The sequence below is a fragment of the Flavobacterium sp. CAN_S2 genome, assembly GCF_015752255.1.
GTDB lineage: Bacteria > Bacteroidota > Bacteroidia > Flavobacteriales > Flavobacteriaceae > Flavobacterium.
On record NZ_JADOVA010000002.1, the window covers coordinates 123,064 to 148,196 of the forward strand.

General features: G+C 33.8%; 17 protein-coding genes and 3 tRNA genes. 7 read left to right on the top strand and 13 right to left on the bottom strand.

The features are described from left to right. Positions 1–7: 7 nt before the first annotated feature. Complete coding sequence (locus IWX80_RS08375) at positions 8–313, bottom strand: hypothetical protein (protein ID WP_196853035.1); 306 nt, start codon at positions 311–313, stop codon at positions 8–10. Positions 314–927: 614 nt separating this feature from the next. Between IWX80_RS08375 and IWX80_RS08380 the strand changes: the two genes are divergently transcribed. Continuing rightward, the gene (locus tag IWX80_RS08380; protein ID WP_196853036.1) at positions 928–1,977 is read left to right on the top strand and encodes an outer membrane beta-barrel protein; all 1,050 of its coding nucleotides are present in this window, start codon (positions 928–930) and stop codon (positions 1,975–1,977) included. A gap of 194 nt (positions 1,978–2,171) precedes the next feature. On the opposite strand, the gene IWX80_RS08385 is transcribed toward IWX80_RS08380, so the two are convergent. From IWX80_RS08385 to IWX80_RS08405, 5 genes are all read right to left on the bottom strand, one after another. Next, positions 2,172–3,074: an N-acetylmuramoyl-L-alanine amidase gene (locus tag IWX80_RS08385; protein WP_196853037.1), complete on the bottom strand. Its 903-nt coding sequence runs from the start codon at positions 3,072–3,074 to the stop codon at positions 2,172–2,174. Between the two features lie 33 nt (positions 3,075–3,107). After that, positions 3,108–3,572, bottom strand: a complete 465-nt coding sequence (locus tag IWX80_RS08390) for a hypothetical protein (protein ID WP_196853038.1) — start codon at positions 3,570–3,572, stop codon at positions 3,108–3,110. A 41-nt stretch (positions 3,573–3,613) separates the two neighbouring features. Beyond that, complete coding sequence (gene rimO, locus IWX80_RS08395) at positions 3,614–4,927, bottom strand: 30S ribosomal protein S12 methylthiotransferase RimO (protein WP_196853039.1); 1,314 nt, start codon at positions 4,925–4,927, stop codon at positions 3,614–3,616. A gap of 277 nt (positions 4,928–5,204) precedes the next feature. Then, positions 5,205–6,785, bottom strand: coding sequence for an OmpP1/FadL family transporter (locus IWX80_RS08400; protein ID WP_196853040.1), 1,581 nt, complete (start codon positions 6,783–6,785; stop codon positions 5,205–5,207). A gap of 48 nt (positions 6,786–6,833) precedes the next feature. Next, positions 6,834–7,853 carry a hypothetical protein gene (locus IWX80_RS08405; RefSeq protein ID WP_196853041.1) on the bottom strand — a complete coding sequence of 340 codons (1,020 nt, stop codon included), beginning with the start codon at positions 7,851–7,853 and terminating at the stop codon, positions 6,834–6,836. Between the two features lie 100 nt (positions 7,854–7,953). On the opposite strand from IWX80_RS08405, the gene proS reads away from it, so the two are divergent. The 5 genes from proS (at position 7,954) to rpsT (ending at position 10,224) form a co-directional block, all read left to right on the top strand. Further along, positions 7,954–9,432 (top strand): proline--tRNA ligase, encoded by a 1,479-nt coding sequence (gene proS / locus IWX80_RS08410; RefSeq protein ID WP_196853042.1) that lies wholly within the window; start codon positions 7,954–7,956, stop codon positions 9,430–9,432. Positions 9,433–9,510: 78 nt separating this feature from the next. Next, positions 9,511–9,582 (top strand) — tRNA-Glu (locus IWX80_RS08415). 47 nt (positions 9,583–9,629) lie between these two features. After that, positions 9,630–9,701: transfer RNA gene (locus IWX80_RS08420), tRNA-Glu, on the top strand. A 41-nt stretch (positions 9,702–9,742) separates the two neighbouring features. Beyond that, a tRNA-Glu gene (locus IWX80_RS08425) sits at positions 9,743–9,814 on the top strand. A 158-nt stretch (positions 9,815–9,972) separates the two neighbouring features. After that, positions 9,973–10,224: a 30S ribosomal protein S20 gene (rpsT, locus tag IWX80_RS08430; protein ID WP_113634332.1), complete on the top strand. Its 252-nt coding sequence runs from the start codon at positions 9,973–9,975 to the stop codon at positions 10,222–10,224. 68 nt (positions 10,225–10,292) lie between these two features. On the opposite strand, the gene IWX80_RS08435 is transcribed toward rpsT, so the two are convergent. Continuing rightward, positions 10,293–10,706 (bottom strand): response regulator, encoded by a 414-nt coding sequence (locus tag IWX80_RS08435; protein ID WP_334682296.1) that lies wholly within the window; start codon positions 10,704–10,706, stop codon positions 10,293–10,295. Then, on the bottom strand, positions 10,703–12,418 hold the full coding sequence (locus tag IWX80_RS08440; protein WP_196853043.1) for a PAS domain-containing sensor histidine kinase: 1,716 nt from the start codon (positions 12,416–12,418) through the stop codon (positions 10,703–10,705). Before IWX80_RS08440 ends, IWX80_RS08435 begins: the two co-directional genes overlap by 4 nt. Positions 12,419–12,590: 172 nt before the next feature. Between IWX80_RS08440 and typA the strand changes: the two genes are divergently transcribed. Beyond that, positions 12,591–14,387, top strand: coding sequence for a translational GTPase TypA (gene typA / locus IWX80_RS08445; protein WP_113634329.1), 1,797 nt, complete (start codon positions 12,591–12,593; stop codon positions 14,385–14,387). Between the two features lie 228 nt (positions 14,388–14,615). On the opposite strand, the gene IWX80_RS08450 is transcribed toward typA, so the two are convergent. From IWX80_RS08450 to IWX80_RS08470, 5 genes are all read right to left on the bottom strand, one after another. Beyond that, positions 14,616–17,405 carry a T9SS type B sorting domain-containing protein gene (locus IWX80_RS08450; protein WP_196853044.1) on the bottom strand — a complete coding sequence of 930 codons (2,790 nt, stop codon included), beginning with the start codon at positions 17,403–17,405 and terminating at the stop codon, positions 14,616–14,618. Positions 17,406–17,473: 68 nt separating this feature from the next. After that, positions 17,474–20,950, bottom strand: a complete 3,477-nt coding sequence (locus tag IWX80_RS08455) for a T9SS type B sorting domain-containing protein (protein WP_196853045.1) — start codon at positions 20,948–20,950, stop codon at positions 17,474–17,476. Between the two features lie 24 nt (positions 20,951–20,974). Then, complete coding sequence (locus IWX80_RS08460; RefSeq protein ID WP_196853046.1) at positions 20,975–23,299, bottom strand: T9SS type B sorting domain-containing protein; 2,325 nt, start codon at positions 23,297–23,299, stop codon at positions 20,975–20,977. 15 nt (positions 23,300–23,314) lie between these two features. Continuing rightward, complete coding sequence (locus tag IWX80_RS08465; RefSeq protein ID WP_196853047.1) at positions 23,315–24,151, bottom strand: ABC transporter permease; 837 nt, start codon at positions 24,149–24,151, stop codon at positions 23,315–23,317. Positions 24,152–24,201: 50 nt separating this feature from the next. Next, positions 24,202–25,098 carry an ABC transporter ATP-binding protein gene (locus IWX80_RS08470; RefSeq protein WP_196853286.1) on the bottom strand — a complete coding sequence of 299 codons (897 nt, stop codon included), beginning with the start codon at positions 25,096–25,098 and terminating at the stop codon, positions 24,202–24,204. Between the last annotated feature and the right edge of the window lie 35 nt (positions 25,099–25,133).

A 25,133-nucleotide genomic window follows, 5' to 3' on the forward strand; every position in this document is an offset into this window, starting at 1 on the left:
AATGGGTTTAAGCTTGTTTTGGAGGTGGAGTAAGATTCTGTAAAACAAACTCTTTTATTTGAAACGAATCAAGAGAATTGATTTTTCTACTCTCAAAAGAATCGTATTCAAAACAATTTATACTTTCAATTGAAGCAATAAAGAGTGTTTTAGTTTTACTCTCTGAAGTGTTTTCTTCTGCATTTTTTTCGGTTTGTTCGTATAAATCCTGATTATTTTCATTTGAAAACATGGATAATTTATCGCTTATCCAAAGGGAGGAAAAAGCGACAAATAATAGCAAAACGGAAAACTTAATTAGTAATCGAACCATGTTATAAATTTAATGAAAAAGGATTTTTTATGCTATTAAAATTTTCATAAAAAATAGAGAAATAAGCGTGTAGCAAACCTGACGGAATCACAGTTTAATTATTGGCTTAATGAGTTTTAATTTTAATGAAATTGAATCAATTTATGAAATCTTAATCTATTAGTTTTTATATAAATATCTATTTATTATTTTTGATAAAAAAAAATTAAACCCCTATTTTTTAAAGGGTATGTTGTTTTATTTTGTTTTAATATTTGGTAAAAGTGTGTATTTTTTAATAGAATTTAATTATTAGTTGTAAAAAATAAGGGTATTTGTTTGAAATTGTTATTATTGAATTTTTAAAATAGTTCTTTATAAATATGGAATATCCATTTTTTTTTGTTCATTTTTCGTTATTGATAATTCTTCTTAAATCAAGGTAAAAAAGTTGTAAATAGTAATTTTAGTGAAATAAAAGTTAATAAATTCGCCTCAGATAAAAGGAAAATTTAGAGCTAAAAAGGTGTGAAAAAACATGTTTTTCGTAAAAACACTAGTTTCTAAATTTCAAAAATAGTATTAACCAAAACCAAAAAATTACCAACTAGATTACTAACTAAAACCAACTAAAGATGAAAAACCAATTAGCAGCCATAGCATTATTGCTAACTACAACATTAACATTTGCACAAGAAACAACACCAGCACCTGCTACTACTTTTGCGGGATCAGCTGATGCTTATTACAAATATGATTTTTCAGGAATAGATAATAGCTTAACCAGTTTTACAAATTCTCATAATTCATTTGAATTGGGAATGGCTTCCATCGAGGCTTCTCATAAAATGGGGAAAGCTTCTGTTTTTGTTGATTTGGGTTTTGGTAGCAGAGCCGCTCAATTTACGTATAATGACGATTCGACTACTTTTATGATTAAGCAATTGAATTTCACCTATGAGTTCTCAGACAAATTCAAAGTAACTGCAGGAAGTTTTGGAACACACATTGGATATGAATTATTGGATGCAGTAGATAACAAAAACTACAGTATGTCCTATGCATTTACCTATGGACCATTTTTTAATACTGGTGTAAAAGCTCAGTATACTTCAGGAAAGATGAGTTTTATGGCAGGAGTTTCAAACCCAACTGATTTCAAAACAACTATTGAGGCTGGTTCTTCTCAGAAAACTTTCATTGGGCAAGTTGCCTTTTTAGGAGATACTGGAAGTGCTTATTTTAATGTGACTTCTGGAAGCAGCAACCCATCTTCTGATGAAAATAAAACGCAGTTTGACTTCGTTGGAACAAAAAAACTGAGTGATGCCTTTTCATTAGGATTTAATGGAACGTACGCAATGACTAACAATGATTTTGATAGTACCTTAGATGGAGAATGGTTCTCTTTAGTTGGATACGCAAATTTAGCATTGAAAGAATCATTGAGTTTGGCTTATAGATTAGAATATCTGGATGCTAAAGAAGCTACAGCGGGTCTTGGTGTACTAGCAGGAACAAGTGTGATAGGGAATACTTTATCATTAAATTATAAAGTAGGAAACCTAACTATTATTCCTGAATTTCGTGTAGACACAGCATCTCAAGATATCTTTTCAAATAGTGATGCAGCCCCAAAAGGTGTTACTGCTTATGCTTTATTGGCAACAACCTATTCTTTCTAATTCCTCAATAATATTTTTTTTTTTTTTTGCTGCCAAGATATTCTAAAGTATTTTGGCAGTTTTTTTATCAAGTTTTCGCTGCTGAAACAAACTGCGTATTGTAATGACTAGCGTTTGATATGACTTTATTGCAAAAGAAAACGGTTTTTTGAAAGATTCAAAAAACCGTTTTTATAGTTTGATTGTACTACTAATTATTGTTTTTTATAAATAGAATAAATAGTGTTTATTGTTTTTTCATTTAAAAGATCGTTGACTTCAGTTTGAATAAAATGGAGTTTGAAAGCCATAATTGCCGCTGGTAAATTTTTTGTATCATATCCTATGATTCGCAATCCTTGTTCTACATTGAAATCAGCAGGAGCTGTTTCTAAATATTCATCGGGCCAAATTCCAAATCCTTTCTCAGCTAGGATTTTCCATGGAAATAATGCGCTAGGGTCTTTTTTTCTGGTTGGCGCAATATCCGCGTGACCAATGATATTTTGTACTGGTATATTATAATCCTTTTTCAGTTTAGTCAAAAGCGCTAATAAACTATTGATTTGCGCTTCAGAAAACAACTCAGTTCCGTTGTTATCCAGTTCGATTCCTATTGATGTGGAATTAATATCAGTATTTTTTCCCCAAGAACCATTTCCTGCATGCCACGCTCTGAGATAATCATTCAACATTTGAACCACTTTGCCGTCGTCCGAAATGACATAATGAGAACTAACTTGAGCCTCAATTTTTGTAAAGGTTTTTATAGTTTGTTGTAATGAATCTTGTGCGGTATGGTGGATAATGATAAAATTGGGTTTTCTTAAATTAAAATTTACAGTTCCAATCCATTCCGTATTAATGCCATTTTCTAGTGGTGTTGAACCCATTTTGAATATTGTGTCTTTATACGTGTGCAATTGTTTAGTATATAAAGTATCAACATTTAGTACTACTTTAGGGATCACCGGTAGTGGTTGTGATTCCTTATTAGAAATAGTTTCTTTAAGTGTTTTTAGTTTAGAGTCGTATATTTTCTCGCTCTTTTTGTAAGGATTCGTGGAGCATGAAGTGATGACAACAGCAAAAATTAAGTAGTAAAAAATTTTTCTCATATTGGGAATTAATTTTTGTGTTTAACAAAAAAATTATTGTTTAGCTTTCTTTTTAGCTTTCGATTTTTTTGGATTTTTTGCTTCTTCATTCATTGCAATATATTTTTCTTTCTGGTCCTTATTAAGCAATTCCATTATTTTTCTGTCTGTGACTTCTGATAGCGCTTGGACATTTTTTATTTTATCTTCTTGGCTAACCTCTGCTTTTATAAGCATGCCTTGTGTTCTTATACTTTCTATCAGAATATTCGAGATGGCAATTTCCTGAAGTGCATCAAGATTGAGTTCCGGTTTTATCTTCTCTATAATTTTTCCAACGGTGACTTCAACAGGAATTTCTTTTGGTTTGTCTATTGCTCTGGTTTGGTCCATTCCGCTATTCATTCTACGATTGCTCCCGTAACCATTTCCATATCCGCCATTCCCGTATTGTGCGGAAATAGTATTTGTTGATAATAGTACAAATGCGAAAATTAGTAAAGAATGAATTAGTTTCATAAATAGCGTTTTAAAATGATTTTAAAAATCGTCCCCAAAAATTATGCTGGTTCTCCGTACAAATCGAATTCTGTTGCTTCAATGATTTTTATCATTACAAACTCACCCGTTTTCACGTAATGTTTGCTAGCGTCAATTAATACTTCATTGTCTACATCAGGACTGTCAAATTCGGTTCTTCCTACAAAATGTCCACCTTCTTTTCTGTCGATGATGCATTTAAACTTTTGTCCGACTTTTTCTTGGTTCAAATCCCAAGAAATTTGGGATTGTAATTCCATGATTTCATTAGCACGCTCTTGTTTTACAGTATCTGGAACGTCATCTTCAAGTAAGTAAGCATGCGTATTTTCTTCATGTGAATAAGCAAAACAACCCATTCTGTCAAACTTCATTTCCTGAACAAAATCTTTAAGTATGTTGAAATCCTCTTGAGTTTCTCCAGGATATCCTACGATCAACGTAGTACGAATTGCCATTCCTGGAACTGCCGCACGGAAATCTTTTAATAATTTTGTTGTTTTTTCCTGAGTCGTTCCACGGCGCATTGATTTCAATACTGAATCAGCAATGTGTTGCAACGGAATATCAATATAATTGCAAATTTTTGGTTCACGTTTCATGATTTCCAATACTTCCATTGGGAAACCGGTAGGGAAGGCGTAATGCAGACGAATCCATTCGATTCCTTCTACTTTTACCAATGCTTCCAATAATTCTCCAAGGGCTCTCTTTTTATATAGATCTAAGCCATAATAGGTCAAATCCTGAGCAATTAAAATTAATTCTTTTACCCCATTTTTGGCTAAACCTTCTGATTCTTTCACCAATTTTTCAATAGTTTGCGAAACGTTTTTTCCTCGCATCAATGGAATTGCGCAAAAGCTACACGGTCTGTCACAACCTTCAGAAATTTTTAAATACGCATAATTTTTTGGAGTAGTAGTCAAACGTTCTCCCAATAATTCATGTTTATAATCGGCACCTAAAGCTTTCAATAATTGTGGCAACTCCGTAGTTCCAAAAAACTGGTCTACATTAGGAATTTCCTTTTCTAAATCCGGGCGGTAACGCTCTGAAAGACATCCGGTAACAAACACTTTGTCAACCAGTCCTCTTTCTTTTTTGTCAGCATATTCTAATATCATATTCACTGATTCTGCTTTAGCATTATCAATGAATCCGCAGGTATTTATAACAATAATATTGCCTTCTTCGGCTTCTGGAGCTTCATGTTGTACGTCTTTACCACTGGCGCGAAGTTGGCCCATAAGCACTTCACTATCATACACATTTTTCGAACACCCAAGAGTGATTACGTTAATTTTATTTTTCTTTAAAGACTTAGTTCTCATAACAGTATAATCCCGATATTTTGGGAATTTTGCAAAATTACAATTTTTTATTCAAACTTTCCCGATACTTTTCGGTATTGTTTAGGCTTCTTGCCGATGTTCTTTTGGAGCTATTCCTGCTATACCTTAAAATCTTCCGAAAAAATCGGGAGAATTTTCACTGCAAACGAAGTTCACTGAACTCCGCTTAAAATTGAAATTAAGTGAAGTAATCAGGGCTAAAAAAAATCCGTTTCATAATCACGAAACGGATTCTAAATTTTATTTTTTGGTAAAATTACAATTCAAACAAAAGGGATACAGACACTGTATTATTAATAGCATCTACACTTGCTCCGTCCGTAAATCCTTGATTGAAAAATCCTTGTTGAGAATTTCTTTTGGCATAAGAATACGCTAAATCTACTTTGGTTGAACCAAAACTATATCCTAAACCAGCTGAATATCCAGTCAAATCACCTATTGTCACTCCGTTTTTATAAGGACTTTGTTCATAACGATATCCTGCTCTTAAGCTCAAAGCCTCTATTTTGTATTCAGCACCTATCCTTAATTCTCCAGTAGTGTCTAATATTGAATTGATGTCACTATTTAAATCATTAAAATAAGAGTCGTTTTCAGGTTTGAATTTAGTATTACTATAATCTTTAATAGCATAATCAACACTGATTAATCCAGATTTTCCAAAAACGTAAGCGAAACTTCCGGTTAGCTTGCTTGGAGTTTGTAATGTATAAGTTTCATAAATATTTATAACCTCCGGATCTACTACATCTGCGGGTAATTCTCCGCCAGTATTGGCACTTACCGCAACAAGACTTTGTGATAATTCATCCGTCAATTTATACCAAGTTGAAGATTCATATGCTAGTCCAAAACGAACTTCATTCGTCAATTTTGCAATGGCTCCCACTTGAAACGAGAATCCAGTTCCGTAAGTGTTTAAGTCATTATTGAATTGCAATCTTGAAACGGTATAATTATTAGTTAATGGCGCATTATTGTCTTCGTAAAAACTAGACGATTTTTGATAATCAGTAAAATGCGAATTTAAGTTTAATCCAATGTATAATTTATCTTTGTAAGAAGTGGCTGCATTGAATGATAATTTTCCATTATATCCGGTGCTGTAAACTGAATTTTCCTGATAATAATTTCCTCCTGAAGGAGTATTTGAGGTATAGGCAGAATTGTTATTGTTTTCATCAACTGCATCTATAACAAAGGCTTGGTATCCTAAAAATGCTTGCTGTGCATCAAAACCGCTTAGTCTAGGAAATTGACTATTAGGTAAATTACTTCCTAAAAACGAGTATAAATCAGATATTGATTCTCCGGGTTCTCTATTGACAAACTGTTGCGGAACGGGCGCTCCATTATTTCCGTTATTGGCATAACTTAAAAAATAATTGGCTACAGAATTGTTTGGATTAGTTCCTGCAGAAAATAATCCATTATCAAAATTGTTGGTGTTTTCATAATTTATGCCCATTGAAACTTTTGTCCAATTGCTATTTGTATTTCTGTTGTTGAATACAAAAATAGCTCCGGCTTGGTTCAAATCGAAAGAATTGGATTTCTCGGATGAGTTAGTCCCAAAGTAATTCGAATTGTTTTTAATGTCGTTATTACTCAGCGTAATCGCCATTTGGTTATTAGTGAAAATAGCTGAACCGGCAGGATTTACATTAATAGAAGACAAATCACCGCCAAGTGCACCAAATGCGCCACTCATTGCTCTAAAGCGGGCAGTTCCGTTCAAATTATCCTGTGAATAACGCATCGCATCAGAGATTTCTTGTGATTGCGCAACGCTTGCTGTCAAACCTAATGCTAATAAAAATATATATTTTTTCATGTATTTCGAAAGTTTTAATTTAGTAATATTTAAGTAAAACGAATCGGATTATCCTCTTCCGCCTCTTCCGCCGCCGCCAGTCGATCTTCCACCACCGCCACCAGAATTACTGGATCTTGAGCTGCTATTAGAACTTGGACTATACGATCTCGAATTGCTGTCATTTCTGGTAGCAGGAGTGTATGATCTGGAAGGAGTGTTACTTTCATTTCGAGCATTGGTGGTATTACCTCTTCTGCCTAGATTATAATTAGAATTGTTTTGTGATTGTACTTGATTTCTAGAAAAAGTTGGACTTGTTCTGTTCAATCGACCTGCTGAACCTCTACCAAAATCAGTGCTGTTATTTCCTCTATAGTCTGAGTTTACAGCTCTTCTGTTAATTGTAGTGCTTTGTGTTCTATTATAATTTCCAGAATTTCGATTGCTATTTACTGAATTTGCGTACGAAGAACCTCTGCGACCTGGATTGTGTGAGTACGCTCTATTGTTGTAATAATTTGAATAACCCCAGTTGTTTCCATACCAGTTATTCCATCCCCAATTGTTACCGTAATAATTATTCCATCCCCAGTTATTCCATCCGAAACCAATGTTGTTTCCCCAGCCAAAACCGCCGTTCCAACCCCAATTGTTTCCGTACCAGTTGTTCATTCCCCAACCGAAACCGCCATTCCATCCCCAGTTGTTACTATACCAATTGTTCATACCCCATCCATTATCATAAACGTTTATGCTTACGGTTTGAGGATTACTGCCCCATCCGGGATAGTTGTTATAGTCTAGGCTATCGTTTTCTATGTTATAATCATTGTAGTTGTCTACATCTGTAAAAATTTCTACCGATTGATTGTTGTTTTGCAAAGACCCAAAGTAATCTTTGTATTGATTATTTGGATCATTTTGCGTCTCTACTTCTACAGCTCTTCTTGGAGCGTTACCATAAATTCCATCGGAATCATAGTAAGAACTGTTTTGGTATGAGCCACAAGATGTCAACAAGATGCTCAAAAATCCAACGAAGTAATATATTGTTGGGTTTCGGAAGGAAAGAGTACTAGTTTTCATATATATGGAGTTTTTATTGTTGCACATTACAAAAATAGTTAGTTTTGCTGAACTATTTATTTAAAAATATTAATGCAAAATTTGTGCCAAACTATTCAATATGAGTAAGAACTTAACTACAAGAGCAGAAGATTATTCAAAATGGTATAATGAGTTGGTTGTCAAGGCCGATTTAGCCGAAAATTCAGCAGTTAGAGGGTGTATGGTTATCAAACCGTACGGATATGCAATATGGGAAAAAATGCAAGCTGAATTGGATCGAATGTTTAAAGAAACTGGTCATCAAAATGCCTATTTTCCTTTATTTGTTCCAAAAAGCATGTTTGAGGCAGAGGAGAAAAATGCGGAAGGATTTGCAAAAGAATGTGCTGTTGTGACTCATTATCGTTTAAAAAATGATCCTGATAGACCTGGGAAACTTATGGTTGATCCTAATGCAAAATTAGAAGAAGAATTAATTGTTCGTCCTACTAGTGAAGCTATTATTTGGTCTACATACAAAGGATGGGTTCAATCGTACAGGGATTTACCTTTGTTAATTAATCAATGGGCTAATGTGGTGCGTTGGGAAATGAGAACCAGATTGTTTTTGCGTACAGCAGAATTTTTATGGCAAGAAGGACATACTGCGCACGCTACCAAAGCGGAGGCTGTGGAAGAATCAGAAAAAATGATGAATGTATATGCTGATTTCGCCCAAAATTTTATGGCGATCCCAGTTATAAAAGGAATAAAAACTGAAACAGAACGTTTTGCCGGAGCAGAAGAAACCTACTGTATCGAAGCGTTGATGCAAGATGGTAAAGCTTTGCAAGCGGGAACTTCACATTTCTTAGGACAGAATTTTGCTAAAGCTTTTGATGTTAAATTTGCAAATGCCGAAGGAAAGCAAGAATATGTTTGGGGGACTTCTTGGGGTGTTTCAACTCGTTTGATGGGTGCATTAGTAATGACGCATTCAGATGATCAGGGATTGGTTTTGCCTCCTAGTTTAGCGCCTATTCAAGTCGTGATTGTGCCTATTTATAAATCAGATGAGCAATTAGAAGCTATAAGTACTGAGGTAAATGTTTTGACTGCTGCTTTGCGAAAAATGAATATCTCTGTAAAATTTGATAACAGAACTACTCAAAAACCAGGTTTTAAATTTGCGGAGTGGGAATTAAAAGGAGTGCCGGTACGAATTGCTGTAGGTCCCAAAGATTTAGAAAATGGAACTTTTGAGGTCGCAAGAAGAGATACCCTGACTAAAGAAGTTGTTTCTAAAGATGGAATCGAAACTTACATTAGCGATTTGCTTGAGAAAATTCAAAAAGAATTATTCGAAAAAGCATTAAATTATAGAAATACGCATATTACTGAAGTAAATAGTTTTGAAGAGTTTAAAGAGGTTATAGATTCTAAAGGAGGTTTTGTATCAGCGCATTGGGATGGAACAGCTGCCACAGAAGAGAAGATTAAAGAGTTGACTAAAGCTACTATTAGATGTATTCCTTTGGATAGAGTAGAAGAGGCGGGAAGCTGCGTTTTCACTGGGGAAATCTCCATTGGAAGAGTGCTGTTTGCAAAGGCGTATTAAAAAATAATAATTTTTTTTGCATGTACTATTGTACGTTTCAAAAATAGTTGTATTTTTGCATCCGCATTAGAGAAGCAGGGCCCGTTCGTCTATCGGTTAGGACGCATGGTTTTCATCCATGTAAGAGCGGTTCGATTCCGCTACGGGCTACTATTTTTATTGCATATTAAAGTTTTCCTGAACTTAGAAGGAATAATGGCCCGTTCGTCTATCGGTTAGGACGCATGGTTTTCATCCATGTAAGAGCGGTTCGATTCCGCTACGGGCTACAATTTCAATGTTTTAGATTGATAAAAACTTAGGGGATAATGGTCCGTTCGTCTAGGGGTTAGGACGCCAAGATTTCGTCTTGGTAACAGGGGTTCGATTCCCTTACGGACTACGATTAGTTGTAAATAAGTTTTGTAAAACAGAGGTTGGTGTCTCCAATCGTTGTTTTATTAGTTAAAACCAAAGTGATTGATTAACAATTGTGGGAGGTTTTTCTTTTTTAACTAATAAATTATAACAATTATTACAATTAAAAAAAAATAAAGTAAAATGGCAAATCATAAATCAGCTCTAAAAAGAATTAGAAGTAACGAAAAGAGAAGAGTATTAAACAGATACCAACACAAGACTACTCGTAATGCTATTAAAGCGTTAAGAATAGCAACTGATAAAACTGATGCTACATCTAAATTATCAAGTGTAATTTCTATGATTGATAAATTAGCTAAGAAAAATATCATTCATGATAATAAAGCTTCTAATTTAAAATCTAAATTAACGAAACTTGTTGCTAAATTGTAATTAAAACAATTTGTTATATATAAAAAAAGCTCTCATTTATGAGAGCTTTTTTTATGTCTTGTATTTTTTTATTTTAATTTATTCTTCAGATATTCAAGCATCGATTGACTGATAGGCTTTGATAAAAAGTCAATTACCATTGGGTATTGTTTCGATTTTTCGAGGTCTTCGGGATCAATTGTAGAGGAAAGAACGACTACTTTTATAGTGTTGAATTCTGAAAATTCTTCGCTATTGAAATAATCCAGAAATTCCCAACCTCCCATTACAGGCATGTTTAAATCTAAAAAGATTAATTGTGGTTGTGGAATTGGCTTGTTTTGGTTATTTGTATATTTAATAGTGTTGAAGTAGCTAAGGGCTTCTTCGCCATTTTGTGATGTGATTATTTCATTTGAAAATGAGGATTTTACAATTACTTTTTTACAAAGCATCAGTGTTATAGGGTCGTCATCAATACATAGAATTTGATCTAACATCATTGTTTGTTTTTAAATGTTAATGTAAATGTAGTTCCTTTGTTGACTTCGCTTTCAATATCTATTGTTCCTCCCATAGTTTCAACTTGTGATTTTACTAGGTATAAACCTAGTCCTTTACTGTCTGGATAATTATGGAAACGCTGGTATAGTCCAAAAACCTTATCTTTATTTCGTACTAAGTCGATTCCTATTCCGTTGTCTTTAAAAATTAAAACAACAGTATCATCAATTTCTTCGGTGGTTATGGTTATCTTCAGTTTTCTGTTTTCTGATTTGTATTTGATAGAATTTGTCAATAGATTCAATAATATGCTCTCAATATAAGCTTTGTTGGTGTTTATTATAGAAACTTTTTCAAAATTGAGTTTGATTATGGGTTTGTACAATTCAATTTGGAAATTAAGTTGACTAAAAACATTTTCGAAAATCTCTTTTATCAGTACCGCTTCTTTTTTAATCGAGGGGTTATCTTTTATAATAATCACTTTGACAAGATCGTTAATAGTGTCGTTTAGTTGATGGGTAGATTTATTAAAACCGCTTAATATTTCTTTTAACTCTTGATCTTCAATAGGGATGTCTTCAATTAAGTTTAAAAGACCGGTCAGGTTTGATAATGGCGCTCTAAGGTTGTGTGAAGTAATATAAGAGAATTGCTTTAAATCTTTATTGTTTTGAGTTAGTTCTCTTATAAGTTGTTCTTTTTCCTTTTCTTGCTTTTTTTCTTCGGTAATGTCTCTTTGAATGGAAATCCAGTGGGAAAGTTCATTGTCAGCATTGTAAATTGGGATCATAGAAAGACGTACCCAGTATTCATCTTTATTTTTGGTATAGCTGATGGTTTCTATCAGGCATTCTTCTTTATTTTTTATTGCTTTCAATAATTTTTCAAGCTCACTAACATCTGAGTTTGGACTGTTGAAAAGATCTGGGGATTTTCCAATAATTTCATCAGATTCGTATCCTGACATGATGGAAAAAGCAGGGTTTACATAAATGATATTTGGGATTTTTGCGTCAATAGAGTCAGCTTCTGTAATGATAATGGAGTCTTTGGATTGAGTAATTACCGTCTCTAATAATTTAAGTCTCTGCTCTTCCTCTTTTTGTTTGGTAATATCTTGTATGGCTCCAATCATTCGGATTGCTTTACCATTTTCATCTTTCAAAAGAAATCCTCTGTCTAATACATATTTGTAAGAGTTATCAGAACATCTGAAACGGTATTGATCTTGCCATTTTTCCGTTTTTTGTTCGATGAAAGAGTATAATTTAACAGACATTTTGATACTGTCCTCAGGATGTATTTTATCAAACCACCATGTTGAATTTTCACCCACTTCTTCTTGTTTGTAACCAAAAACATTCTCGATTCCTTTGTTCCAAGAAAAATTGTCATCCTCTATTTTCCAGTCCCAAATAGTGTCGCTGGTTGCCTTTGCTACAATGTCATATTTTTCATTTGATTCCTTAATTTCGTTATTCGAATTTTTAATTTTTTCAAATGTCGCTATGTTTCGGTTGTCGTTTTTTGAGAGGATAAGTTTGAAGATTATTCCGGTAAAGAGTATAAATAATATATCCCTGGTAAAGGTATATAATGGGAGTTTTTCATTAGAAATATATTGTAGTAATAGTTTATGACTAACAATAGCTACAAACATTGAAATAAGAATGTAGATGATGATTACTTGATTGGTTTTGCTTTTCATTACTCAAATATAAATAATTATTGCCGAATTATTAAACATCAATGGGAACTTATTTTTTAGGTTTTTTTTAAGGTCTGTTTTTGTGTCTAATAGGTTAACAATATGTAAACTATTGGATAAATATTTTTTATATCAAAATAAAGTGTACCTTTGCACCCATTAAAAATCACAGATGGAATCTATTAGAAACATTGCAATTATTGCCCACGTCGATCACGGTAAAACAACTTTGGTTGATAAAATTATGTATCACTGTCAGTTATTTCGTGACAACGAAAACACAGGTGACTTAATCCTTGATAACAACGACTTAGAGCGTGAAAGAGGTATCACTATTACTTCAAAGAATGTTTCTGTAGTATACAAAGGAACAAAAATCAACATTATCGATACTCCTGGTCACGCCGATTTTGGTGGTGAAGTAGAGCGTGTATTGAACATGGCTGATGGAGTTTGTCTACTTGTAGATGCTTTTGAAGGACCTATGCCTCAAACTCGTTTTGTTCTTCAAAAAGCTATTGATTTAGGTCTTAAACCTTGCGTTGTAATCAATAAAGTTGATAAAGAAAACTGTACTCCTGAAGAAGTACATGAAAAAGTTTTTGACCTAATGTTTGAATTAGGTGCTGAAGAGTGGCAATTGGATTTTCCAACTGTTTACGGTTCTGCTAAAAATAACTGGATGTCTGACCATTGGGAAAACGTAACTGATAATGTGGAAGCATTGTTGGATATGGTTATAGAAAATGTACCAGCTCCTAAAGTTTCTGAAGGAACACCACAAATGTTGATTACATCATTAGATTTCTCAGCATTTACAGGTCGTATCGCTATCGGTCGTCTTGAAAGAGGTATTTTGAATGAAGGTATGCCAATCTCTTTAGTAAAAAGAGACGGTACAATAATGAAATCTAGAATTAAAGAACTTCATACTTTTGAAGGACTTGGTCGTAAAAAAGTACAACAAGTTATTGCTGGAGATATTTGTGCAATTATTGGTGTTGAAGGATTTGAAATTGGAGATACTATCGCTGATTTTGAAAACCCAGAAGCATTGAAAACAATTGATATTGACGAGCCGACTATGAGTATGTTGTTTACAATTAATGACTCTCCTTTCTTTGGTAAAGAGGGTAAATTTGTAACTTCTCGTCATATTAGAGACCGTTTGACAAAAGAATTAGAGAAAAACTTAGCAATGAAATTGGGAGAAACTGATTCAGCTGATAAGTTTATGGTTTTTGGTCGTGGTGTACTTCACTTATCTGTTCTTATTGAAACAATGAGAAGAGAAGGTTATGAATTGCAAATCGGTCAACCACAAGTTATCATCAAAGAAATTGATGGAAAAAAATGTGAGCCAATTGAGGAATTAACAATCGATTTGCCAGAATCACTTTCGGGTAGAGCGGTTGAGTTCGTTACTATGCGTAAAGGCGAAATGCTAAGCATGGAAACTAAAGGGGAACGTATGATTGTAAAATTTAATATTCCATCACGTGGAATTATTGGATTGCGTAATCAATTACTTACTGCAACAGCTGGTGAGGCTATTATGGCACACCGTTTCATCGGATATGAACCTTACAAAGGAGAAATTGCCGGACGTAACAAAGGTTCATTGATTTCTATGGAAAAAGGAAAAGCTATTCCTTATTCTATAGATAAATTACAAGATCGTGGTAAGTTTTTTGTTGAACCAAATGCTGAAATTTACGAAGGTCAGGTAATTGGAGAAAACTCTCGTGGTGATGATATGTGTGTAAACGTAACAAAAGAGAAAAAACAATCTAACGTTCGTTCATCAGGAAATGACGAGAAAGCAAGAATTATTCCTCCAATTATTTTCTCACTAGAAGAAGCTTTAGAATACATTCAAAAAGATGAATATGTTGAGGTAACTCCAAAATCTATTCGTTTGAGAAAAATCTATTTGACGGAAACTGATAGAAAAAGATTTAAAATCTAATTCTATTTTTTATAATATTGTAAGCCATTCGTTGATTCGAATGGCTTTTTTTTTGACAGGATAATTGTAATTGTTAAAATTAGATTTCTTTATTACTATGGATTTGCATGAGGGATAGGAACTAGCTACCGAAGTAGCGTGGATAGCCCGACAACATTAATGGAAAGGGCTACTCATTACAACAATGAGTAGCCCTTTCCATTAATGGTGGCATGCCCTATAACTAAACTATCTCTTTAAACTAAAATGCCCTTTAGCTTCTCTTCCGTCTTCTAATTTTATGGTGAACCAATAATCTTCTGCAGGCATTAATTTTCCAGTGTACGTCCCATCCCAACCAAGTCCTGAAGGAGATAATTGTTTCAATAATTTTCCATATCTGTCAAAAATATATATAATAGCTTTTTCATAGATATTGCTATTTATTCCTTTTAGATTCCAATAATCATTGTAAGTGTCACCATTAGGAGTAAAGTATTTGGGAGCATTTAATATTGCAAAACTTTTTGTTGTTTGACCACACCCATCATTATTCTCCGCTATTAATTCATGAAATCCTCCAGGTAGATTTTCAAAAATGGTAGAACTTTGAAATGGAGTTTCTGTTCCATTTTGAAAATGAATCAGATATTTATAGTCGTTTGGATTATTTACGTCTATTATGACATGGTTTGTTTGCTCTAAATCGTGTACAATTATATTGTTTATCTTAGGTAAGTATGATAGGGTAACTATACATTTTCGTTTAGCTGCACAGCCAGATCTGTTCGTTACAGTTACTTCATATTCGCCTTCTTTGTTTATTGATATTGTTGGAGTTATTTCGCCTGTTGACCATAAATATGTAAAATCACTAGTTTTGTCGGTAGATATAATACCTGAATTTAATAATATGGAAGGATTTTCAAGTCCTTCACATAGAATTATGTTTTCTAAAATATTAATTATTGGTGATGGCTCGACTATAATTTCAAAATTTCCGGTTCCATAACAGCCTTCGGTATTTTCTGCTCTGATAAACAGTGACTTCGAAGTTGATATGTATGTCTCTTTTAATTCATTTTTGCCTAAATCCGCATCGTTTTTAGAGGAATAAAAAAACAAATTAACATCTGCTGGCAAGCTCAATTCTGTTTTGATTAATGTCTTCTTTTGCTCTAAATCAAATGATGCAGTTCCATCGCCAATGTCGCATTTGTTGAAAGGTTCAGGAAGTATTGTATTATTTTTATTGGCATGTAAAATAATTGTTGCTATGTTGTAGCATGAAGAGTTCGCTTGAAATACTTTTGCATATAGAGTTTCATCCGGAATGCTATTTTGGTAAATGACAGGGAGGGATTGAATGTTTTCAGTATCATTTTCGGCTTCGGCAATGCTATGATAGTAGTTTACTTCATAATCTTTTTTTCCTAAACATAGTGGTTCATTGGCAAGAGATAAATTGAATATTGATAAGCCGTCAGTGGGAAAAGTGTCTTGGGTGTCACATTGTATCAATTTATAAGGCGTTGCCAATATGTTTGGAGTTTCAAATATTGTAATGGTTTTTTCTACAGGTTCCCTGTTTTCACCATTTACCGTTTTTGTCAAAGTTACTTTATAATCACCTGGATTCAAATAAGTGTGATACGGTTCCCTTTCAGTCGATATCGTTCCATCGCCAAAATCCCAAACAACAGAGTCAATTGTTTCGACTGAATTGATGAAAAAATGTGTGGCTTGGCCAAAACAATTAAATTCGTGGCTAAAAGTATAAAGAAATAGAGAGGTTATAAAGGGCGGCAGTCCCTGTTCTATACTACCTGTTTTCAAATCAATGGCATTTGGTATATAATTGCAGCTGGTTCCATCTAATTCTGGATTGTTGATTACGGAAATTTTATTACGTTTAAAATCAGTTGTAAGATATCCTGCGCGATATATTTTTTCGTCAATGGCTAATTGCAGGGCTCCTGAGATAAGAGGTGATGTATTTACAATAGTCTTTGAGGATAAGATATTGGCACTTTTTAGGTCATATTGAATTAATGAACTTTCTAGAATAGTTTCGCCATCAGCATTAAATTTATTTGCCGTAACATATAATTTTTTTGTTTTAGCCGAAAATTCTACACCGTAAGGATTTGAATTATTCAATAACGATATTTCATTGCTAGTTTTTCCTGTACTAGAATCGAAATCGAAAAGTATAACATTCCCAGTATCTCTGATAGGATTTCCTTTTGGTCCCTTTTCATTAGTTCGCCTTGATGAATTGTTTGCGATAACTACTTTTTTACCGTTTGGAGAAGCTTTTAAATATCCAATTGCATTGGCAAGATAACCGCCTATTGGAATAGTAAAAGCAGTCGTTGTCTTGACAGGTATTTTGTTGACTCCTTGTGTACTTATTTTAAAAGTATAAAAATTATTTATAAAATGAGTAATTACCCAAAACGAAACACCATCTCCGTGTTGAACGGCAGTAATTTTTTCGGAACATTTGTATTTGATTTCTTCGCTGTCATTTGGATTGTAAGTGACCAAAGGAATATTTTTTTCTGTAATTACTACATCGCCTAGACCATTATCTAATCTGATGTCCACTTGGGAGTAATTTAAACCATTATTTGGAGCATCCATATCATTTAATGGATTATCATCTGCATTTGCTGGAAGCGGTTGGTCAACGGTAAATATATAATAGATGTAAGGATTGTTTGGTTTTGGAATGATTATCGCCGATTGAGTACTTGAGTTATGTCCCATTAGACCATAGCCATTTGGCATAACTTGATGGTTTTTATTGAAAACGATGGAGCCATCTGTATAAAAAAGTAAATTACCGTTTTTGTCAGAAATAGTGGTACAACCTTCTTTTGTAACCAATTTACCATTTGTTAAAGCAACTGGACTCCCAGAATTGAAATCTAGACCAGCGTTATTACCAAAATACCATATAGCCGCTTCTTTTTGTCCAAAAGAGGGAATCGTAAAAAAAAGGAGAATAAGTAGTAAATGATAATAATATTTCATGACAATCAAATGTAGTCAATATTTATAAAAAAAAAATTATATGATTAATCATGAATTTGGTTTGTGAGCTATCTCTTTAAACTAAAATGTCCTTTAGCTTCTCTTCCGTCATCTAATTTGATGGAGTACCAATAATCATCAGAAGGTAAAGGTTGTCCTGTAAAAGTGCCATCCCAACCTTGACTGGAGGTCGTAATTTGTTTTAGCAATTTGCCGTAACGGTCATAAATATAGATGGTAGAATTTGCATTAAAAGTGTTATTTACTCCTTTTACATTCCAATAATCATTTTGGCCGTCTCCGTTTGGAGTGAAAAATTTTGGGATTCCAATAACGGCTATAGTTTGGCTCACCGTTCCACAACCATTTTTGTCATTAATGTATACTTCATGAATTCCAGCAGCTATATTGTCAAAGAAATTAGAATCTTGAAAAGGTCCGGAAGGAGCATCAAGACTGTATTCGTATTGTCCTTGTCCACTAACATTTATAGTTATGGAGTTTACATCGGATAAATCTGTAATCGTAATATTCGTAATTTTAGCAACATCGGAAGCGGTTACTTTTATGGTTCTAATTCTGCTACAGCCGTCAAGCGAAATTACTTCTACAGTATAATTCCCTTCTTGATTTACATCCAATGTTGGTTTAATTTCATTCTCTAAAACAGCATTCTCTTTGGTCCAAATATAAGTATAATCAGAAGTTGGTGAACCGTCTTTAATACCTGCGTCTAATGTTACAAAAAAAGTGGGAAGGTTTGAGCACACCAACTGATTTTCATCTAAATCTTCATTTGTATCAATATTTGGTTTTGGATTTACGGTTAATGTAACTCTTGGACTCAAACCATAACAAGCATTATCGGCGGTGCTTTCCACTCGAACCCATATTTTTTGTTGATTCGAATAGCCTTCATTTCTATAGTTTGAAGTATTTGTTATTGCATCATTTTCAGATAAAGCATCTTGCTCATTTTTGTAATATTGAATGGAGTATGGTGTTGCGGCGAGTGGAAGAATAGCCATGATTTCTGTAGTGACGCTACTAAAATCAAAAGTAGCAATTCCGTCAGTATCATCATTAGCAACACCTAAATCATCACATGTAGAAAAAGCACGACCGAATGAAGCTGGAATTTGAGTAGTAGAAACTATCAAGTTAATTCGAACAATACTACTACATTCATTATTATTTTTTACTCTCGCCCAAACCAGCATGCCGCCCGAAGTGGTATTTCTAAATGCGGAAGGATTGGAAATTAATTCCGTGGAATCTTCATTTTCAGCTCCAGCTAGTGAAGTGTAATAGGTAAATGTTTCTGAAGTTGCATTAGAAGAAATTTCATTGTTTTTTACCGTTAAATTAAAATCAGAGAATCCATCTGTATCATCATCACATTGTACAATTGAGACAGTTTTAACAACAGGCAAAGGATTTACAATTAAGTTAAACTGATTTAATACAAAGCATCCTGTACTATTATTTGTTAACCTCACATATATTATTCTGTTATTTGTGTACATAGTATTTATACTATTTTGACCTAATTCAGCCTCACTTAGTAAATCATGGTAAGTAATATTTATTCCGGTTTGTGTACCTAATACTTCGTCAGTTTTTGTTGTTAAGTCAAAATCAACATAACCGTTTGTCTCATTACCATCAAAATCATCATCGCACTTTTTTAAGTCTGTAATGGTAGAAATTGTGGGTAAAACATTATTGGTTACATTTATAGTAGCTGAAACGATATCGCAGGAACCTATAGCAGAGAAGGAATAAGTATAAATGCCACTAAAATCTACTGCAGGATTGAAAATACCTGTACCAGATGCCAATGCAGGAGTCCAGATACCACCAGTATCAGCATTACTTCCTAATAAATCAAATAAATTCAAAGAAGGGGAGTTTTTACAGACTGAAATTGAGTTGCTTACACCAGTATTTTTTGAATTTTGGATAGTGACATTAACTTTTATACTTAATGTAGTTAAAGCGGTATTACAATCTTTTGTAAACGTGTAGATGTATTCGCCGGGACTATTAATCGTTGGGTCAAAAAGATTGCCATTTAATGGAGTTCCGCCAGAAGGAACTGTCCAAGTACCACCGGTTCCTGGATTTCCATTTATAACATCAAATAAATCTTGCGTTGCATTAGAGCAAACGGTTACGTTAGTATCCTGTGGAATGCTTCCGAACCCAGAATAATATCCCGCATACCCAGACGCAATTCCTATAAATCCAAAAACTCCGACTGCTAAAGGACCTGAAGATTCAACACTGGCATTACCTGTAACGTTTGAAATTCGGTAGGTAACCCAATCCGTATTTCCTAAAACAGCTTGAGACTGAGAGGCTGGAATTATATTTCCATCAACTTTTAAAGTTGATGATGGGCTTGTAAGTATCATTAAATCAGATGTATAATATGTATCACCAATTTGATTAACTTTCGGGATACTCACTGAATTTTGAAAGAAACAACTTAAGGGAGGAATGAAATTCAGGCCCGCAGCGGCCGTATCAGCCCCACCACCTAATAATTGATATGCAAATACAGGCTTACTTGTCTTTACATAAAGATTTCTATTAGTACTTCCTTGATAATAGGAATTTGGAATTATATAATATTTACCAGCATCAATTGTTGCTATAGGCGCAGCGTTATCATTAATGTAAATAGCAGTTCCATCTTCATTTGCTACTATTAAAGGCGTTTCCATACTCGGCAATCCATTTCCTTCAATAAAGATATATTCATTTCCAATTTGTGATGCTGAAACAATTTGATCTATCGCGATATCAGCTCTTCCGTTTTCAATTCCACCAAGAACATTGCCTGTATTTACTGCTACTGGTTTATTGGATGTTATTAAAGCTCCGATAATTCCATCTAAGTTTGCAGGAGTATCACTGTAACCGCTAAATACGATACTTTGTCCTGCTTTTAAATTTTCAAAAAATTGGCTGTCTGAAGTTATATTGCCAAGTCCAGATTCGAAAACAACTCCAGTGTTATATCCTGACAAAGTAATATTTGTATTATCTTCAGTAGCCATAACACTTGCGACAAACGATTTTCGATTGTCTTGAGATTCATTAATCATGCAACCTAATCTAAAGCTTGTTCCAATACCAGGTTTTCCTTTTGAAATTAATGTTTCTGAATGATTTAAAGCTCTCATTCTAAAACTGACATAAAAATCTTTACTTCCTTCAAGTATTATTCCTTTCTCTGAGACTATGGTATTGACATCATCCAGGCTTAAGAACATTTTTGTAGGTTGACCAATTCCAATGTTCAAATCAACTGGATTATTTGCAGATAATAAAAATGGAGAACCATTATATGGATTTCCATTTCCGTCTGTTACAGAAACAAGAAATGGAGTCGTCTCAGCCGTTGACAAATATACGTACTGATCAGATATTTGGTTGGCAGCTCTTGAATGCAAGGGTGGAATCCAATGTTTATTACTCAACTGCGAGAAACAACTTATAGAAAAAAGAATAAAGAGTACGAGTAAAGTTTTTTTCATTCGCTAAAAATAGCAAAATTTATATTATCTTTTTAATGAAAAATGACCTTTTATTGTTCTGCCATTTTCCAAATTTAAATGAAACCAATAATCATCAGCAGGTAACGCCGAACCATTGAAAGTTCCGTTCCAACCATTACTTAAAACGGTTAACTGTTTCAATAGCTTTCCATAACGATCAAAAATGTACAAAGTTGATTTGGGCAAAGTTTCTAAATTTTTAATTTTCCAAACATCATTGTATCCATCATTATTTGGTGTAAAATAACGAGGACAATCTAATACATAGGTTAAAAAAGGAAGCGATAAACCACAACCATTTTTATCTCTAGCCAAGAGTAAATATTCTCCGGGAGCAACGTCTTCAAAAGTTGAATTATCTTGAAAAAAATCACCGTCAATTGAAAATTCGTAATCACCAATTCCCGTATATTCAATTGTAATTGAATTTTCATTTTTAGCAAAATCATTTACTTTTACTCCGGTAATTGTTGCAATTCCTGAAAGGGAAACAATGAAATTTTTAGTTTTTTGGCATCCCTTTTCATTCGTTACGATAACGGAATATGTTCCCGGAGAATCAATTGTTATGCTGTTTGTTGTAGCGTCGGTACTCCATAAATAGCTCGAGAAACCAGCGTCAATAATTAAGTCGATTGTGTAACCGTCACATAGTGTTAAAGATTCGTCTTGAAAATTGGGCGGGTCAAAAGGGTTTATTTCAAGTACAATGGGTGTAATTGTATAACAATCAGGACCATTTAAAATTTTAGCAAAAATCGTTTGCTGATTCGGAATCGTATTTTTAAAAAGAGTCGATAACTCATTTTGTTCCACAACAGCATCATTGGTATTCAAATAATATTTAACTACTAATCCAGGCGGTAATCCTGCTAATACTTGAGGCGTGACTTGCGAATTTAAGTCAAATTCAGCCAATCCATCTTCGGAACCATCGGCATCACAAGTAGCAATAGGGTTTTGTGGCGCTATTGCGATATTAGAAACAAGCAGCTTTATTTCTGCAAAATTTTCACATCCTAACGCATTGGTTACTCTTGCAAATACGGTTTGATTGGTGCCGGTATTTGTGAAAGAAGTGGCATTGGTAATTGGATTCAGTTTTGCTTTGGCATCAGCCAAAGAATTATAATAAACCACCGCACTTAAATTTGGTATGTTATTTTTTACAATGGCATCTACTTTAGTTAAATCGAAAATAGTAATTCCATCCGCATCATCGTCACATTGTGAAAGGGTAGTGTCCATTAAATCGATTTCCGGAATGTATTCGATTTTTATTTCTTCGGTAGCGATACAACTGGCGGTGAGCAAGACGTCTACTTTATAAATTCCAGGGCTGGTAACGTTATAAGTTGGTGTAGTTTCTGGTAAAAGCACATTGTTTTTGTACCATCGGTACGTATAATTCGTCGGTAATTTAGGATCGATTGTAAAGCTTTCTCCAAAGCAAATGGCATTATTCGTTGTTAGTAGTCGATCTGGTCCTAAGTCAATTTTTGGTAAAAAACTACCTGCTTCAAGAAATACGGCTGAGTCATAATCTTCATTGTCATCATCTGCAATGACTAATTTGATTTGATATGTTTTGCCTGCAATAACAGTACTTTGAGCATTCAAAACCACGGTTTGGGCGCTGTAATTTATTGGGCTGGTACTACCATTATATCCGCCAAAATAGTTTTCGTTTTCAGGCGGACATCCTGCTATGAGTCCGCCTTCTGAATTGAATGGTGAAATTAAGGGGTGAACATTTGTTGAGGAGACCGGAATCGCAGTGTTGGGTATAACTGCTATATTTTGATAGCCTGCTGTACTTCCTTTTTCTTTAATCAAAAAAGTAAATCCATCTGAATATAGACAAGGGAAATAAAACTGATATTCATTAGATGCAAAGATATAATTGAAACTAATGAAATTTGTCAACGGCACAAAATCAAATTCAAGAACAGTCGCATTAAATGTTTGATTTAAATTTAATGCTTGTTCTAAATCAGAATCACCAGCCCAACGCGAGTCGCCTCCACCTCTGTTTGTTACAAACGGACCTACAGAATTTTGACTGGTCCAGGTGCTCAAGACAACTCCTTCTTTGAACGGAAAAGTACTGGTAGCAGCATTAAAATAAGCATAACTTTTTTGGCTTCCAGAATAATTATCTCCAGTTGCTATTGGATTCATAATGGTGGCACAGGAACTATTTACTAAAACATTTTCTATAAGTTGACTAGCCGTATACGTGTCGTTTACTGTAATAGATTGTGCAGTTGCATTAGTAGAAATGCAACAAATGAAAAGATAAAATAGTATTGTTTTTACACCACTCATAGAGATGTAAAGATACTACAAATCTCTATTTTTCAGTAATCGGTAAGAAAGGAAAATGAAAATCACTGTCCAGCATAAAACAATAATAATGGATGATAATTCTACATCGTATTTTTTAATATTATCTAAGCCAATTTGTGTTCCCAAGTTTTTAACTACAGATAATCGGGAAAAAGGTTCAACAATTAAATTCGACATGGATTCTAAAGGGAAAAACTGCATAATTGAAGCTGCTGTTTTACTTTCAGGGAAAATTTTGAAAGTCAAAACTCCCTTGATAATCCCTTCAATAATATTCCAAACCAATAGAAATCCCAGTGCAAATGCTGATCGTTTGACTAATATTCCTAAAAATAAACAGAAAGAGAAAAATCCAACTAATTTGATGAAATAGGCCAACAGGTATTCTAAATCCGAGAATACAATGCTAATTTCTTTGTACGAAGAAAAGCTAAATCCTAAAAGAAGCGACATTATAAAAATAAAAACGGTCGATACTGTTGCAAATAAAACGACGGTTAGAAACTTAGATTGAATAAATTCCTTCTTGCTCATTCCATCAATTAAATTTTGTTTTAGCGTTCCATAACTGTATTCGTTTGCCATCATGGAAACGATTACAATTGCTAAAAACAATTTTAAAACGGCCGCAATATATGTGTTGAAATGCCAAATAAAAGGGAAATTGAATATTCCCATTTCCGCAAGATGAAATTTGAAAATACCTAAGTCAAATTTTATCGAGGCGATTAATGCAATGAAGGTTAAAAGGATAAAATAGGTCAAAGTCAAAACTCGGCTTGCTTTGTTTTTCCAAATTTTTTGAAGTTCTATTGAGAGAAGTCGTTTCATTATGAAATTGTGATTTGAGTTTTAAATGGTTGTGACTAGTAATACTGTTGTTATTGATTTTTTGTCAATTCCAAAAATTGTTCTTCCAAGCTGTTTTTTCTCTTAACCAAGTGATTCAATATGATGTTTTTTTCAAAAAGAAATCGGTTTAATTCTTTTGCGTCTAAATCGTCTTTTAAATAAACTAAAACCTTTCCTTCTTCATGTACAACCTTTTTTACGGCAGGATGTGTTTGAACTACTACTATTAAATTGTCAATATCATCAGCATGTATTTCAAAGAAACCTTCGTTTGCAGACATTCCGTCTACTAATCCGGTGTATAAAATCTCACCTTTTCTTAAAACTAAAACATGCGTACACACTTTTTCTACTTCGTCCAATAAATGAGAAGCCAGTAAAATTGTAGTTCCTTTGGCTGCAATTTGTTTGATAATATCTCTTATTTGATGAATTCCCTGAGGATCTAAACCATTTGTGGGTTCGTCGAGAATTAAAATTTCAGGATCATTCAATAGGGCAGAGGCTATGGCTAAGCGTTGTTTCATCCCTAGAGAAAAAGTACTGAATTTGCTGTTTTGACGATCTGTTAAACCTACTAATTCCAATTTTTCGTTGACTTTAGCATAGTTTATTCCTTTGATCTTACAAACCAGTTCCAAGTTTTCCTTAGCGGTCATGTAGGGATAAAAATTAGGTCTTTCTATGATTGCTCCTACTTTTTTTAGGGCTTCATGGGTTTCCATTGTACCGCCAAACCAGCTGTATTCTCCAGAAGTTTTATTAACCACATTTAGAGCGATACCTAAAGTTGTTGATTTTCCGCTGCCATTGGGCCCGAGAATTCCATACACATTGCCTTTATGAATATCGAAAGAAACGTTTTTTAGTGCTTGAAGTGCGCCATAACGTTTGTTGAGATTTTTGATAGAAAGTATCGTTTCCAATGGGTTCATCTTTTACAGTTTTATATAGGACGAAC